13 protein-coding genes and 1 tRNA gene are annotated in these 13,623 nt (G+C 55.4%); 6 read left to right on the forward strand and 8 right to left on the reverse strand.

Annotation, left to right across the window (positions count from 1 at the left end; all coding sequences use genetic code 11):
- Positions 1–120 precede the first annotated feature (120 nt).
- On the forward strand, positions 121–1,182 hold the full coding sequence (locus R6U41_RS13600) for a hypothetical protein (RefSeq protein ID WP_410270387.1): 1,062 nt from the start codon (positions 121–123) through the stop codon (positions 1,180–1,182).
- A 6-nt stretch (positions 1,183–1,188) separates the two neighbouring features.
- Here R6U41_RS13600 and R6U41_RS13605 read toward each other — a convergent pair whose 3' ends face one another.
- Together R6U41_RS13605 and R6U41_RS13610 are read right to left on the reverse strand one after the other, a co-directional pair.
- On the reverse strand, positions 1,189–1,647 hold the full coding sequence (locus R6U41_RS13605; RefSeq protein ID WP_410270388.1) for an N-acetyltransferase: 459 nt from the start codon (positions 1,645–1,647) through the stop codon (positions 1,189–1,191).
- Positions 1,648–1,719: 72 nt separating this feature from the next.
- Positions 1,720–3,672 (reverse strand): penicillin-binding protein 1A, encoded by a 1,953-nt coding sequence (locus tag R6U41_RS13610; RefSeq protein WP_410270389.1) that lies wholly within the window; start codon positions 3,670–3,672, stop codon positions 1,720–1,722.
- Positions 3,673–3,739: 67 nt separating this feature from the next.
- Here R6U41_RS13610 and R6U41_RS13615 point away from each other — a divergent pair.
- Positions 3,740–3,815 (forward strand) — tRNA-Val (locus tag R6U41_RS13615).
- A 387-nt stretch (positions 3,816–4,202) separates the two neighbouring features.
- The gene (locus R6U41_RS13620) at positions 4,203–5,291 is read left to right on the forward strand and encodes a transglycosylase SLT domain-containing protein (RefSeq protein ID WP_410270390.1); all 1,089 of its coding nucleotides are present in this window, start codon (positions 4,203–4,205) and stop codon (positions 5,289–5,291) included.
- Between the two features lie 14 nt (positions 5,292–5,305).
- On the opposite strand, the gene R6U41_RS13625 is transcribed toward R6U41_RS13620, so the two are convergent.
- From R6U41_RS13625 to R6U41_RS13650, 6 genes are all read right to left on the reverse strand, one after another.
- Entirely contained in the window at positions 5,306–6,463 is a 1,158-nt protein-coding gene (locus tag R6U41_RS13625) for an acyl-CoA dehydrogenase (protein WP_410270391.1), read from the reverse strand.
- Positions 6,464–6,709: 246 nt separating this feature from the next.
- On the reverse strand, positions 6,710–7,933 hold the full coding sequence (locus R6U41_RS13630) for a hypothetical protein (protein ID WP_410270392.1): 1,224 nt from the start codon (positions 7,931–7,933) through the stop codon (positions 6,710–6,712).
- A gap of 87 nt (positions 7,934–8,020) precedes the next feature.
- The gene (locus R6U41_RS13635) at positions 8,021–9,001 is read right to left on the reverse strand and encodes a polyprenyl synthetase family protein (RefSeq protein ID WP_410270393.1); all 981 of its coding nucleotides are present in this window, start codon (positions 8,999–9,001) and stop codon (positions 8,021–8,023) included.
- Positions 8,998–10,320, reverse strand: a complete 1,323-nt coding sequence (rimO, locus tag R6U41_RS13640) for a 30S ribosomal protein S12 methylthiotransferase RimO (RefSeq protein WP_410270394.1) — start codon at positions 10,318–10,320, stop codon at positions 8,998–9,000. Before rimO ends, R6U41_RS13635 begins: the two co-directional genes overlap by 4 nt.
- Positions 10,321–10,335: 15 nt before the next feature.
- Entirely contained in the window at positions 10,336–11,157 is an 822-nt protein-coding gene (locus tag R6U41_RS13645) for a crotonase/enoyl-CoA hydratase family protein (RefSeq protein WP_410270395.1), read from the reverse strand.
- Between the two features lie 23 nt (positions 11,158–11,180).
- Complete coding sequence (locus R6U41_RS13650; RefSeq protein WP_410270396.1) at positions 11,181–11,696, reverse strand: metal-dependent transcriptional regulator; 516 nt, start codon at positions 11,694–11,696, stop codon at positions 11,181–11,183.
- A gap of 159 nt (positions 11,697–11,855) precedes the next feature.
- Here R6U41_RS13650 and R6U41_RS13655 point away from each other — a divergent pair, with 159 nt between their 5' ends.
- The 3 genes from R6U41_RS13655 to R6U41_RS13665 form a co-directional block, all read left to right on the forward strand.
- Positions 11,856–12,089: a ferrous iron transport protein A gene (locus R6U41_RS13655; protein ID WP_410270397.1), complete on the forward strand. Its 234-nt coding sequence runs from the start codon at positions 11,856–11,858 to the stop codon at positions 12,087–12,089.
- A 6-nt stretch (positions 12,090–12,095) separates the two neighbouring features.
- Complete coding sequence (locus R6U41_RS13660; RefSeq protein WP_410270400.1) at positions 12,096–12,635, forward strand: FeoB small GTPase domain-containing protein; 540 nt, start codon at positions 12,096–12,098, stop codon at positions 12,633–12,635.
- On the forward strand, positions 12,635–13,623 hold a 989-nt coding region (locus R6U41_RS13665), incomplete at its 3' end, for a nucleoside recognition domain-containing protein (RefSeq protein WP_410270398.1). The genes R6U41_RS13660 and R6U41_RS13665, both read left to right, overlap by 1 nt.

The raw sequence follows: 13,623 nt of genomic DNA on the forward strand, positions 1-13,623 counted from the left end.
AACGGCTGCAAAAGATCGGTAGGCATGATAATTGCTTGACAATTTTGGAAAAAACAGTTAGTTTAGTATTTGGGTTTTTGCCTTCCACTTCCATTTGTTCTATAAAAGGAGATCAGATTCTTGTATTGGCGCACCCGGGAGGAACTCAGCCTTGAAAACCGGCTCCGGCGTTCTTATTACGAGCTGCTTCGCGATGAACTCGATCAGTTTATCATGGCCCATGCCCTGAAAGAATCTTACGAAAATTTCAAAAACAACAACGCTGCCTACCCCTTTGTTGAAAGAAAGGAGCTCAAGCCCCGGGCCCGGATTCCCAAGGAGGAGTTCAGCCTGCACAATTCCTTTCTGGTGATATTTGTCGAAGACACCATTCCCCAGGCCTACAAGAAATACATCCGGTTTTTTGACGTCAACAAAACCACCAAGACAAACCTTCTGCGTTCCAAGACCCTGTCGCTGGGACCGGATTTTGACCGGAGCCAGAAATTTCTGGACTCGGTGCATTTTTATCATTTTTTAAAAGAACTCCTGCCGGTGGATTATGCCCTGTTGATCCAGCGCGACATCAGCCATGCCAAAACCAAGCACCGCTACTATCTTTCCCATTTTCACGTGCGCATTGACTGGCCCATTTCCGAGGCCGCAGAGGATCTGGCCCGGTATTTGCGCTACATCTCCAAGGACGTGTATGAAAAGGGGGAGAAATACGCCGAGGACGTGCAGAAAAAGTTTTTTGAATATCACGCCCTGCCCGACATGATCGGGGGAAGGCGCACTGCGGCCAGTGTTGCGGCCCAGTACCTGCGGCGCCTGCCGTTTATCTCAACAGTGTATGTTTCCAGCAGCGAGTCGCGCTCCCTGTACCGTTATTGCGAGCAGGGGGTGTCACGGATGGTGCTCATGCGCCTGACCGTAGGGGAAATGGAGCAGGTGGCCGAGCGCAACAACATGCCGGTGCGGGAGTTGAAGCGTTTTTACATGCTGGATCAAAATGGCAGGGGCGGGATTTTCCTGTTTCGGGTCACCTATGGCCATACCGCACCGGCTCTGCCCCCGGAAGACGGCAAGCTCCGGGAAATCAAGCCCGAGCTTTTCTGGATCACGGTCAAGTTCCAGCATCTGCTGCCCCTGCCCGGGATCTGGGAGCATCCGCCCCTGCGGGTCAACCTGATCTATACCTGAGGGGGCTTAAGCAATCTGCTTGAGCATGGCGGTTTCGTCGCAGTCCGGAAACTTCACGCAATGGATACAGTCGGCCCATATCTTGATGGGCAGCTCTGTTTTGTCAATGACGATAAATCCGAATTTCTTGAAAAAATCCGGCCGATAGGTGAGGGTGAAAAGCTTTTTTATCTTGTATTGCCGCGCCTCTTCAAAGGCGGTTTCCAGAAGCCGGGTGCCGATATTTTTGCCCATGTATGGTTCCATCACGGCCAGGGAGCGGACTTCGGCCAGGTCCTCCCAGCAGAACTGCAGGGCGCAGCAACCCACAATCCGTCCGGCCTCCTCATCCTCATACACGTTGAAATCCCGCAGGTGGTCATACAGGCGGCTCAAGGGGCGGGCCAGCAGGTCCCCCTTGGCGCCGTAGTATTTGAGCAGGGCGTGAATGGACTTGATGTCGTCGATGGTGGCTTTGCGAATCATAGGCCCTGTTTAACGGTTGCGTAAAGGCAAATCAAGTGTTTTTATCACTCCCCCGGCCTGGCTTCCTTTTTGCTATCGGCCGCCGTCCGGGTTTTTCCTGATCCTTGCGGGCACGCCGCGGTTTCCGGATACCCGTTTTCCCGTAACCGGATCCATGCGCACCTGCTCAAGCGTATCCGGAAAATCAAAATACTGCAAGGGCTGGGTTTCTATCGCCTTTTCCATGAATTGTTTCCATATGGGCAGGGCCGCCCGGGCGCCGGTTTCATACGGGCCCAATGGGGCATAATCGTCTCTTCCCACCCATACCCCGGCTGTCAGGGCCGGAGAAAATCCAACAAACAGCGCGTCGCGGTACTGGTTGGTGGTGCCGGTTTTTCCGGCAAGTTCCCGGCCCAGATCCCTGGCCCGGCGTCCGGAGCCTTCCCGGATGACGCCCTTTAGCACATCAGTCATGATGGCTGCACTGGTGCGGGACATGGCCAGGTGTCTGCGGGGCTCTGATTCCCAGACAATCCGGTTGTCAGGGCCGATGATGCGGGTAATTCCGCCGGGTTCCACAAAACGGCCTTGATTGGGGAAAACCGTGTATGCGGAAGTCAGTTCCAGCAAGCTGAGCTCAAAGCTGCCCAGGGCCATGGACAAATACGGTGAAAGCGGGGATTGGATCCCCATTTTGCGGGCAAAGTCAATGGCCGCAGCCGGCCCGATATCCTGGAGCACCCGGACAACCGGGATGTTTTTGGAGGCCGTCACCGCCTTTCTCAAGGTAATTTCGCCGGCATAATCGCCGGAAAAATTTTCAGGCTGCCAGTCCGGGTGCCCCTTTGGCGCGGAAAACGCCATGGGCGCATCGAGCAGCAGGGTGTCCTGGTCATAGCCGTTTTCCAGGGCGCAGGCGTAAATGATGGGTTTAAAGGCCGAGCCTGGCTGCCTGCGGGCGGCAACCGCGCGGTTGAACTGGGTTTTTTGATAATCACGGCCGCCGGTCATGGCCCGGATTGCACCGGTTTGCACATCAATGGCCACAAGGGCGCCCTGGATCTGGTCCTTGTCATCTTTTTTTTCGGCAATGCGCGATGCCAGGGATGAAAGTCCGTCGGCAACGGCTTGGTCTGCGGCCTGCTGCAGCTCATATGAGAGAGTGGTTTGTACGGTGATTCCGCCCTTGTAGAGTAGATCTTCACCGATTGTATCCCGGAGCTGCTTTTTGATGTAGTCCACGAAATATGGGGCGCGCTGTGAGGCGGCGGCTTTTTTTCCCGGCGGCTGATAGGGGGTGTCAGCCGCTTTTTGAAACGCCTGTTTTGAGATGTTTCCGGTTTGGTGCATCATGGCAAGCACCAGATTGCGCCGCTCTATTGCCAGATCCGGGTTGACCAGGGGGGAATAGGTTGACGGCGCTTTGGGCAGTCCGGCGATCATGGCGCATTCGGCCAGGTCCAACTCGGATGCGGTCTTGGCAAAATAGGTGCGGGCGGCCATTTCCACCCCGTATGCCCCGCTGCCGAAATAGATCTGATTGAGATACAGCTCCAGGATCTCATCCTTGGTGTATCGGCGTTCGAGCTGGAGAGCCAGAAAGGCTTCCTTGAGCTTTCGTTCAAGGGATTTTTCCGGGGTCAGAAAAAGGGTTTTGGCCAGCTGCTGGGTAATGGTGCTGGCCCCCTGGGTCAAGGAGCCGGTTTTGATGTCATGGACAAGAGCCCGCAGGATTCCCTTGATGTCCAGGCCGCTGTGATCCCTGAACTGCCGGTCTTCGGTGGTCAGAAGGGCTGTTTCCAGGGCGTCGGGAACCTGCTCAAGAGGTACGGGCGAGCGTTTCCGGACATAGACTTCCGCCAGCAGAACCTGGTCAGCCGAGTAGATGCGCGAAACCGCAGACGGCGAAAAATCCTCCAAACCGCGGACTTCCGGCAGATCACTTCTGGCCGCCACCACCGCGGCCACGGTGGCCCCGCACACGGCAGCGGCCGCCGCCACCAGCATGATTTTCATCCACACGGATTGGACAATGGTTTTCAAAGCAGTATCACCTGTTGTTTTTCCCTTGACAGACCCTCGGTTATTCATATATTTGAAACAACAATAAAGGCGCGTAGCTCAGGTGGTAGAGCGCTACCCCGACACGGTAGAAGTCAGCAGTTCGAGTCTGCTCGCGCCTACCATTAAAATCAAGGGTTTGCGGCCAGATTCGGCCGCAAACCCTTTTTTTATTTCTTGCCGGCGGCAAAGGGGGCAAATCATGCCTTTGGCTGCCAATTGCTGATCTGACATCATTTGCCGCCCTGTGTCAACTGTAGAAAACCCTGTCACCCGATTGTGGATCTTTTCAATCTGCCGGTTGGATGAAACACCGGCAAAACGCTGAAAAAACCATTTGACGTGCAGGGTTGGTTTGTTCATACAGAAAATATGACAAAGCCAAACAAGTGGTGAGATTGGGAGCCAATTTCAGGGGTGCTTTGGATACCGGCTGCTGTCTGCACCGGTTCAAAGACGGCCGGGCTGCCATTGCATGTGAGGCGGTTCGGTTTTTTTCAAAGGAGTTTGCAATGGGAAAACCGATGCCATTGATTCTGTTTTGCCTTTTTTGTGGTTTTGCAGCCAGTGCCGGGGCGTCTTCGGACATTCCGTCCTTGTTTCATGCCGCGCGCATTGACGGGGGTTTGACGTTTTGTGGTGAAAAAGCGGAACTGGACCGAAATGACACAAGGCAGCGAATGGAAAAGCAAATGCTTCTGACGCTGTGGAACCGGCCCCAGGTGGTGCTTTGGATCAAGCGGGCAAACCGGTATTTTCCCGTCATAGAGCAGAAATTGAAGGAAAATGAAATGCCCGGGGACTTAAAATACATGGCACTGGTTGAAAGTGCCCTGCGGCCCCATGCGGGATCAGCCCGGGGGGCCGTGGGGTTCTGGCAGTTTACCCGGTCAACTGGCAGGAAATATGGCTTGCAGATCAACTCGGAAAAAGATGAACGCAGAAATATAGTTCAGTCCACGGATGCGGCCATATCCTATTTAAAGGCGCTTTACGAGATTTTCGGGTCCTGGACCCTGGCTGCGGCCGCCTATAACATGGGCGAGCACGGGCTGCAGGCGGAAATTATGGTCCAGGAGAACAGTGATTTCTATGATTTGTATCTCCCGCTGGAAACCCAGCAGTATGTGTTCCGGATTCTTGCGGCCAAACGGATCATGACCCGGCCGGAGCACTACGGGTTTGATTTTTTGCCCGAAGATCTTTATCCGCCCCTGGCATACGAAGAAATTTCGGTCCGGTGTTCCGGCCTGACCCCGATTGTCATTGTTGCAGAGGCGGCTGACACGCGTTTTAAACTGATCAAGGATCTCAATCCCCAGCTAAGAGGTCATTATCTGGCCGCAGGCCAACACCTGATCCATGTTCCCGAAGGCTCGGCCAAGGGCTTTGACAAACGGTTTCAATCATTGATGGAAACCTGGGACAAAGATCAAGAGGACCGGGTTTATGTCGTCCAGCAGGGCGATAACCTCTTTGCGATTGCTGAGCGGTTTAATGTTCCCCTCCCGGCTTTGATCATATGGAACAACCTGGATTACAGGGGAAGCATCCATCCGGGCGACCGCCTGGTCATCCGTTCCCGGCAGGGCGATTTTTAAGCGCAAATCAGCGCCTATTTTTTGGGTCGCTTTTTTTTGTCCCCGAGCATTTCGTTGGCAATGACGATTTTTTGGATCTGGGATGTGCCTTCATAGATGGTCAGCACCCGGGCATCCCGGTAAAAGCGTTCCACGGGAAATTCCCTGGTGTAGCCGTAACCGCCGTGGATCTGCAGGGCCTGGCCCGTGACCCGGTTGGCCATTTCCGAGGCGTGCAGCTTGGCCATGGAGGCCTCTTTGCTGCATTTTTCTTTTCTGTTCTTTTTGGCCGCGGCATTGAGCACCAGCAGCCGGGCGGCTTCAACATCTGTGGCCATGTCGGCGATCATCCAGCGAAGCCCTTGGTTGTCGGCAATGGGACGGCCGAACTGCACCCGCTGCTTGCTGTAGTTCACCGCCTCATCCAGGGCGGCCTGACCCAGCCCCAGGGACAGGGCGGCAATGCCGATGCGGCCGTCATCCAGCCCGGACATGGCAACGATAAATCCTTCCCCTTCTTTGCCCAGCATACGGTCGGCAGGCACCCGGCAGTCCGAGAAAAGCAGGTCCGTGGTGTCCGAGGCGCACTGGCCCATCTTGTCCTCGAGGCGGCCGGTGGAAAATCCTTGCAGGTCCCGGGTGATCAGAAACGCTGAAATTCCCTTGTGCCCGGCACCCGGATCGGTTTTGGCCAGCACGATAAACAGCTCCGAGGTGGCCCCGCCGGTGATCCATCGCTTGGTGCCGTTTAACACGTAAAAATCCCCGTCTTTTTCCGCCGTGGTGCTCATTGACGCCGGATCCGAGCCGGCTTCCGGCTCGGACAGGGCAAAGGAGGCGATAAATTCGCCCCTGGCCATGGGCACCAGGTATTTCTGTTTCTGTTCTTCTGAGCCGAAGCGCAGCAGGCTGCCGCAGCAGATGGAGTTGTGCACGGACATGATCACGGCCGTGGATGCGCACGCATAGGCTACCTCGCTCATGGCCAGGGCGTAGGATACCGTGTCCATGTCCTCGCCGCCGTATTCTTCGGGCACCAGCATTCCGAGCAGACCGAGCTCTCCCATTTTTTTTAAGCTTTCTGCCGGATACTCGTGCTTCTGATCCCTTTCCGCCGCCTGGGGGGCCAGATCCTTTCTGGCAAATTCCCTGGCCATTTTCTGAATCATCAATTGTTCCCGGGTCAGTTCCATTGGCAATCTGTCTCCTGTGTTTTCCGGACACTTTCAGCCGGCTGGGATGCCGGAGACCTCCGTGAGTTCTTGTTATCGTTAACTGGAAGTTTTGCAATAATAAAGATCATCGATTTCCTAAAATTGATAATATTGTTTTAAACAAAAAACAAGTATAAATTTATAAATATCAATTCATTTAAATGAGCGTTGTTCACTGTGCCAAAAGGCACCGATATCCGCTATTTAGCGCCGGTTCCGCGGTTTTTATTCGGGGACCATTTCGATAGTCATGGTCTTGGGGGAAATTTCTATGATATTGATGCCAAAGCCTTCAAAGGACTGCATCAACAGGTGATTTCCCAGCTGTTGGGCGGACTCCGTGTATTTCATTTCCAGCACGGCGTTTTCCGATGTCATTTCCTTGGTCTGCAGGTCTGAGACACTGGGGTGCTGCCGGATTGCCCGACGCATCCGTTCCAGATAAGGCAGAACCCGTCTGCCTTGGACGCGGATTTGAAATTTTTTCCTGGTTTCGGCCGCGTTGCGCCAAAGGGAAACCGTTTGTTCGGACAATTTGGAGCCAGCTGTGTAGGCGGCGTCTGCAAGGGCGTTCCGGCCTCCCTGTTCCGGATTTTCGCTTACGGTCAAAGCCTTTTCAGATATGGTGGTCATTTTTTCGCCGGATTTCGCGTCGATTACATGGAGCTGGATATCTGCCCTGAAAGTGCGGACATCTTTGCCCATCCTGTTGCTTAGGGCCTTGGCTTCGGCCCGGCCCGCAATCACAAGGTCTGCGCCCATGCGTTCTGCCAGGAGGGCGGCCTGGTAGTCAGCCGGTTCGGCGCTGATGCCCGAGGCCAGTCTTTCGTCGTCGAGTGCGCCGCTGTCCGGGTCCGGGGAAATCACCGAAAATCCGGCCCGGGAAAGGGCCTGTCGGATCACCGAACCGGCGGTCGTACTCTCAAAGCCTGCATATCCCTGGTTCCACCAGTAATTGAAACCAAGATCATCAATTCCTTTTTCCGCAACCATGACCAGCACCGCCGGCAGATCTTCGGGGGTAAGGTGAAATCCGGCATCGGCCAGGGTTTTTTTCATTTTTCGGGTCGAAACCGTGGCCTGCACAAGCACCTGATATGTTTTGTCCGTGTGAAATTCTTCCAAGATCCGGTAATCCTGGATAAAGGCTTCCTGGTGCTTGTCGATCACAGTGGCAATAAGCGCAAAATGATCACTGATGTCGGGTGCGGATATCATTTTCAGGGCCGCAGCCCGGACTGTATTGAGAAGCGCCCCGGATACGGCCTGTTTTTTGGCAGCAGAGGGGTCGCTATGTATGCGGCTGTGGCCGAAACCAACAATGGTTTCACTGTCTGCAGAAGGGGCGGCAGCAACAGGGGAAGGGGAAAATAAAGCCAGCAGCAGCATGCAGGCAGTTGTTTTCAGCAGATGCCGGCACCGTGTTGGTGTATTGTGAAAAAATATCATGGCAATGCGTTTTCCTTTTTTGTTTCTTATCGGGCCAGAATGCGGCTTATGACTGTAAAAAACGGCACACAGTGCCCAAAATCAGGTTCATGATGTGCGTCTGAGCGCATAATCGGCCAGCAGATCGAGAATGTTCCGGGTGGCCGAGGGGGCAAAGCCCTGAAGCTCAGACTTTGCCTTTAACACGTGATCAAAGGCTTTTTGCTGAGCATACGCGACTCCCTGGTACTTTTCAAGCAGGCCCAATAGTTCGGCAAAATCGCTTTGGGTAAATTCAGGATTGCTGATAATGCCTTTTATTCGCCTATGATCCGCGTCCCGGGCCCGGGACAAGGCGTAGATCACCGGCAAGGTGAGTTTTCCTTCCCTTAGATCCGCGCCCACGTTTTTGCCCAGTTCCCTGGCATCCGCAGTGTAGTCCAAAATGTCGTCTGCGATCTGGAAAACCAGGCCCAGGTGCTTGCCGTAAGCAGTCAGGGCGTTTTCCTGCTTTTGGGTGGCTTGTGCCAGAATCGCGCCGCTTTTGCATGCGCTTTCGATGAGCACGCCGGTTTTGCGTCGGATGATATCCATGTATTCGGCTTCCGTGAGATCGGTTTGCCCCTTTTTGATGAGCTGGTAGATCTCCCCTTCGGACATCTGCTCGGTCAGTGAGGCCACCACCCGGATGATCCTGGGATTTTCGGTCTCAGCGGCAATGCATATGGCCCGGGCCAGCAGAAAATCGCCCACCAGCACGGTGACCGGCGCGCCGTAAAGATGATGGGCGGCTTGTTTCCCCCGCCGCATGTTTGCACCGTCGATCACATCATCGTGCATGAGCGTGGCTGTATGCAGAAATTCAAATGTGGTGGCAAATTTGGTAACAAACGGGCTTTCATGACCGCAGATCCTGGCGCACAGCACAATTAAAAGCGGGCGCAGGCGTTTTCCGCCCGAAAAGATCAAATGTCCGGCGGTCTGTTTGACCAGGTCCAGGTGGGGGTCGAGGTTTTCCACCAAAGCCATCTCGATTGCGGTCAGGTCGGGATTGATTTTCTCCAGCACCTGCTGTTTCATCCCGCTCATATCGCAACTCCTGTCAGGTCGTATTCATCTGCATCCGTGATGCGGATTTTCATGATTCGGCCCGGAACAACGGATTTGCCCGGGTTGTCGATAAAGGTAACACCGTCGACCTCCGGCGCCTGGAACCGGGTTCTGCCGCAGAGCCGGCCGTCTTCTGCGCGGTCTTCAACCAGGACCTCCGTGCATTGGCCGATTTTTTTCCGGTTTTTGGCAAGGGAGATGTCTGCCTGGCGCATCATGAGAATATCATGGCGGTCCTGGGCAATTTGTGCGGGCACGTGTCCGTTCAGGCGGTGGGCGGGCAGGTCTTCGGCATCAGAGTAGACAAACGCGCCAAGGTGATCAAAGGCCACCTGTTCCATGAATTCGAGCAGTTTGGCAAAATCATCATCTGTTTCACCCGGAAAGCCCACCAAAACTGTGGTTCGCAATGCGGCATCCGGCATGGCCGAGCGGATGCGGTCAAACAACGCCGCCAGCACCTTGCTGTCATGGCCGCGGCCCATGCGTTTTAATACCCGGCTGCTGGCATGCTGGACCGGAATGTCGAGATACCGGCATATGTTTGGATATACGGCCATGGTTTCCAAAAGCCGGTCCCCGATCCTGTCGGGATGGCCGTATAAAAACCGGAGCCAGCAGTCAGGCACGGATTGTGCCACTTGCGCCAGCAAATCGGCAAACCGGCTCGGGGGGGTCTGATCCAGCCCCCACGAGGTGGTGTCCTGGCCAACCAGCACGATTTCGGCCGCCCCCTGGCCGGCAAGGCGCCGGGCCTCGCAGGCAATATCTGCGGCCGGCCGGCTGCGCAGGGGGCCGCGAAGTGCCGGGATGATGCAATAGGTGCAATGCCTGCCGCAGCCCTCCATGATCTTGACATAGGCAACCGGCCCCGGGGCTCGGACCCTGGGAACGCCGGCACCGGCCAGGGCGGTTTGTTCGGGCGGGGGAAGGACGCATTTTTCTGAAGCCTTGGTGTTTTCAACAGCATCTGTGATCCGGTCATAGGCGCCGGTTCCCAGAAACAAATCCACCTCGGGCAGAGCTTCTGCGGTCTGCTGACCGTAGCGCTGGGGCAGGCACCCGGCCACGATGAGTTTTTGGCACGCGCCGTGGCGTTTGTATTCGGCCAACTCCAGGATCTGCTCGATGGCCTCGTCTGCGGCAGACTCAATAAAGGCGCAGGTGTTGACGATGATGACTTCGGCGTTTTCGGCAAGATCAGCTGTTTCATGGCCTGCGGCCGATAGCCGGCCGCTCATGACCTCGCTGTCCACTTGGTTTCGGGCGCAGCCAAGGGTTGAAATATAGATGCGCATGTGACGGCTTTGCCCTTATTGCCCTGTAAACACGGGTTTGCGTTTTTCGGAAAAAGCGGCAATGGCTTCCATCAGGTCTTTTGAGGGAATGATGTTGGCGCTCACCGAGGCAACGTATTTCAACCCGTCCTCCACGGATTTCTCGGCTCCGTAGTTGAGCACGTCCTTTGAGGCCTGCACGGCCAGGGGCGGATTTTCGGCAATCTGTACGGCCAGTTTTTCCGCGCCATCCATGACGGCTGCGGCATCCGGATAGATTTCGTTTACCAGCAGCATCTGCGCGGCCTTTTGTGCATCAATGGTTTTTGCCGTATAGGCCAGCTCCCGGGCAAATCCCTGGCCCACGATCCTCGGGATTCTCTGGAGCACGCCCACGTCGGCCACAAATCCCACTGCGGCTTCTTTTAAGCAGAACACGGCATCAGCCGAGCAGATCCGGATATCACAGGTGGTTGCCATGTCCAATCCCGCACCGATGCAGTGGCCGTGAATGGCGGCGATAACGGGCTTTCGGCACCACTCAATGCAGCTGATGGCGTCCTGCATGGCGGAAATCTTTTTCAAAAGAGACCATTTGACCCCGCCTTTCTGGTCCGAATCCATTAATTCAGGCATTTCTCCGGCCATGCCCATCAGGTCAATGCCCGCGGAAAAGCAAGGGCCCCGGCCGGCAATCACGGCCACCCGGATGTCGGGGTCCTTGTCAATGTCTTCAAAGATGGGGATGCTTTCCTTCCAGGCCGGCGGGTTCATGGCGTTTTTCTTATCCGGCCGGTTCAAATAGACCCATGCCACCGGCGGTTTTTTTATGATCTCATAAAATTCATATTGGCTCATCCGGCCTCCTTGAATGGTTGGAATTATTTTTTCTGTTGATTTTGTGCATGTTTTTCAGCGCTTCTGGCCATGCAGTCTTTGCAGTCAGGCCTGCTGTCGCTTTTTCCCTGCCGGTGTCTGGCAAAACCCTGGATCCAGCTGGCATCGGTTCTGGGGCAGGTTTCCATGTAGTCGATAAAGGCCACCATCCGGTCCACGGCCGCCCGGTCCATGGCGTGTTCCATGCGGCAGGCGTTGTCTTCGGCAATCTGCGGGTCGAGCTGGAGCACATGGGTGAGAAAGTTCTTGATCACCCGGTGCCGCCGGTTGATCTCTCCGGCAACAGCCGTGCCTTTGCGGGTCAGGGTGATAAAGCTGTAGGGCTCGTAATTGATCAGGCCCTTTTCAGCCAGGCTTTTTAACGCACCTGTCACAGAACCCCGCAATACACCGCGCATTTCCGCAATATCCTTTACCCGGGCCACCTTCTGGGTTTTTTCCAGCTCCAGGATGGTTTCCAGGTAATCCTCCAGATTTTCAGATAAATCGACTCCTGTCATGGCCCCTCCTTGGTCAGTGAATCCTTTATATCTATAACCGATTTTTTTATTGCAGGCAAACAAAAGGAAAAAAAATTAAATAATGTGTTGACAGTGAATAAAGTTTTGTTTGCCAAACAAACGAAAACAATTTGATATTTCTTTTATAGGAGGAATTCAATGCAGCTTATCAATATGCGGGAGATGAAAGAACGGCAATCCGGTAAAATCAAAGCCATAAGGGCCCGGGGAGAGCTGGGCCGCAGAATCCGGGACATGGGGTTGGTTCCGGGAACCGAGTTTTCGGTCAAGGCCCGCGCGCCCCTAAAAGATCCGGTGGCCCTGCGCATCGCCGGTTTTACCCTGACCCTGAGAAACAGCGAAGCCGACTTTATTGAAGTGGAGGTGGAATAATTGGCCATGGTGCACACAATCGCACTGGCCGGAAATCCCAATACAGGCAAAACAACCCTTTTTAACGCATTGACCGGGGCCCGCCAGCAGGTGGGCAATTACCCCGGGGTAACGGTTGAAAAAAAGACCGGTGTTTACAAAATCGATGGCCGGGAATTTTCCCTGGTGGATCTTCCGGGCACCTATTCCATGACCGCCTATTCCCTTGAGGAAATCATTGCCCGGGATTTTATCGCAACTGCAAAACCGGCTGTGGTGGTCGATATTGTGGATGCCGCCAATCTGGAGAGAAACCTTTATCTCACCCTGCAGATCATTGAAATGGGCGTGCCGGTCTGCATTGCACTCAACGTGATGGATGTGGCCAAAAGCCGCGGAGTGCGAATTGACGCCCCCAGGCTTTCGGCCCTGCTCGGCGTGCCCGTGGTGCCCACGGTAGCCAGAAACGGCACCGGCAAAAAGGAGCTCATGACCGCTGCCGCGCAGGTAGCGGATACGTATGCCGGGCCAAAGGATTTGCAAATCTCCTACGGAGAAGACATTTGATGTTTCTGGGCATTACCATTCTGGAGGATTCCGGGTACCTGGCCCGGGTGGCGTTCATTCTCGACCGGGTCTTTAAGGTCTTTGGCCTGCACGGCAGCTCGGTGATGCCTTTTATCATCTCCGGCGGCATTGCCGGCGGGTGTGCGGTGCCCGGCATCATGGCCGGCCGGACCCTGAAATCGCCGAAGGAACGCCTTGCCACTTTGCTCACGGTTCCCTTTATGAACTGCGGGGCCAAGTTGCCGGTGTTTGCCCTGCTCATTGGCGCGTTTTTCGCCTCCCATAAAGCCTGGGTGATGTTTGCCGTCACCCTGCTGTCCTGGGGCGGAGCCCTTGCCGTGGCCTGGCTGCTGAGAAAGACCATCATCCGGGGGGCGCCCACCCCCTTTATCATGGAACTGCCCCCGTACCGGCTGCCCACGGTGCGCGGCGTGCTCATTCACGCCTGGGAGCGGACCTGGCAGTACATCCGCAAGGCCGGTACGGTGATTCTGGCCATATCCATCCTGCTCTGGGCCCTGATGAGCTTTCCCAATCTTCCGGCCGATCAGGCCGAAACCTTCGGGCCCGGCCAGGAGGCGGCCCTTGCGGGCGCAGAGCTTCGGCATTCAGTGGCCGGGCGCATCGGCACATCCCTTGAGCCCGTGACTGAGCTGGCCGGTTTTGACTGGCGCACCAACATCGCTCTGGTGGGCGGGTTTGCGGCCAAGGAAGTGATCGTCTCCACTCTGGGCACGGCCTATTCCATGGGCGAAATCGATGCGCAAGAGGATTCTGGCCTTTCCCAGCGGCTTGCCCAATCTCCGCAATGGGGGCCCCTGACGGCTTTTGCCCTGATTGTTTTTGTGATGTTTTACTCGCCCTGCTTTGTGGCCGTGGTCTGCATTGCCCGGGAAGCGGGGTCATGGAAATGGGCGGTGTTTTCAATGGCGTTTAACACGGTGCTGGCCTTTGTGCTGGCTGTATCGGTCTATCAGGCCGGAAGCCT

It is taken from the genome of Desulfosalsimonas sp., assembly GCF_046483245.1.
Classification (GTDB): Bacteria; Desulfobacterota; Desulfobacteria; order Desulfobacterales; family Desulfosalsimonadaceae; genus Desulfosalsimonas.

Excerpts from the sequence above, each read along its gene's own strand:
- R6U41_RS13605 (WP_410270388.1), bottom strand. The coding sequence starts at position 1,647 with ATGATTCGCAAAGCCACCATCGACGACATCAAGTCCATTCACGCCCTG.
- R6U41_RS13620 (WP_410270390.1), top strand. The coding sequence starts at position 4,203 with ATGGGAAAACCGATGCCATTGATTCTGTTTTGCCTTTTTTGTGGTTTT.
- R6U41_RS13625 (WP_410270391.1), bottom strand. The coding sequence starts at position 6,463 with ATGGAACTGACCCGGGAACAATTGATGATTCAGAAAATGGCCAGGGAA.
- R6U41_RS13630 (WP_410270392.1), bottom strand. The coding sequence starts at position 7,933 with ATGATATTTTTTCACAATACACCAACACGGTGCCGGCATCTGCTGAAA.
- R6U41_RS13635 (WP_410270393.1), bottom strand. The coding sequence starts at position 9,001 with ATGAGCGGGATGAAACAGCAGGTGCTGGAGAAAATCAATCCCGACCTG.
- rimO (WP_410270394.1), bottom strand. The coding sequence starts at position 10,320 with ATGCGCATCTATATTTCAACCCTTGGCTGCGCCCGAAACCAAGTGGAC.
- R6U41_RS13645 (WP_410270395.1), bottom strand. The coding sequence starts at position 11,157 with ATGAGCCAATATGAATTTTATGAGATCATAAAAAAACCGCCGGTGGCA.
- R6U41_RS13650 (WP_410270396.1), bottom strand. The coding sequence starts at position 11,696 with ATGACAGGAGTCGATTTATCTGAAAATCTGGAGGATTACCTGGAAACC.
- R6U41_RS13655 (WP_410270397.1), top strand. The coding sequence starts at position 11,856 with ATGCAGCTTATCAATATGCGGGAGATGAAAGAACGGCAATCCGGTAAA.
- R6U41_RS13660 (WP_410270400.1), top strand. The coding sequence starts at position 12,096 with ATGGTGCACACAATCGCACTGGCCGGAAATCCCAATACAGGCAAAACA.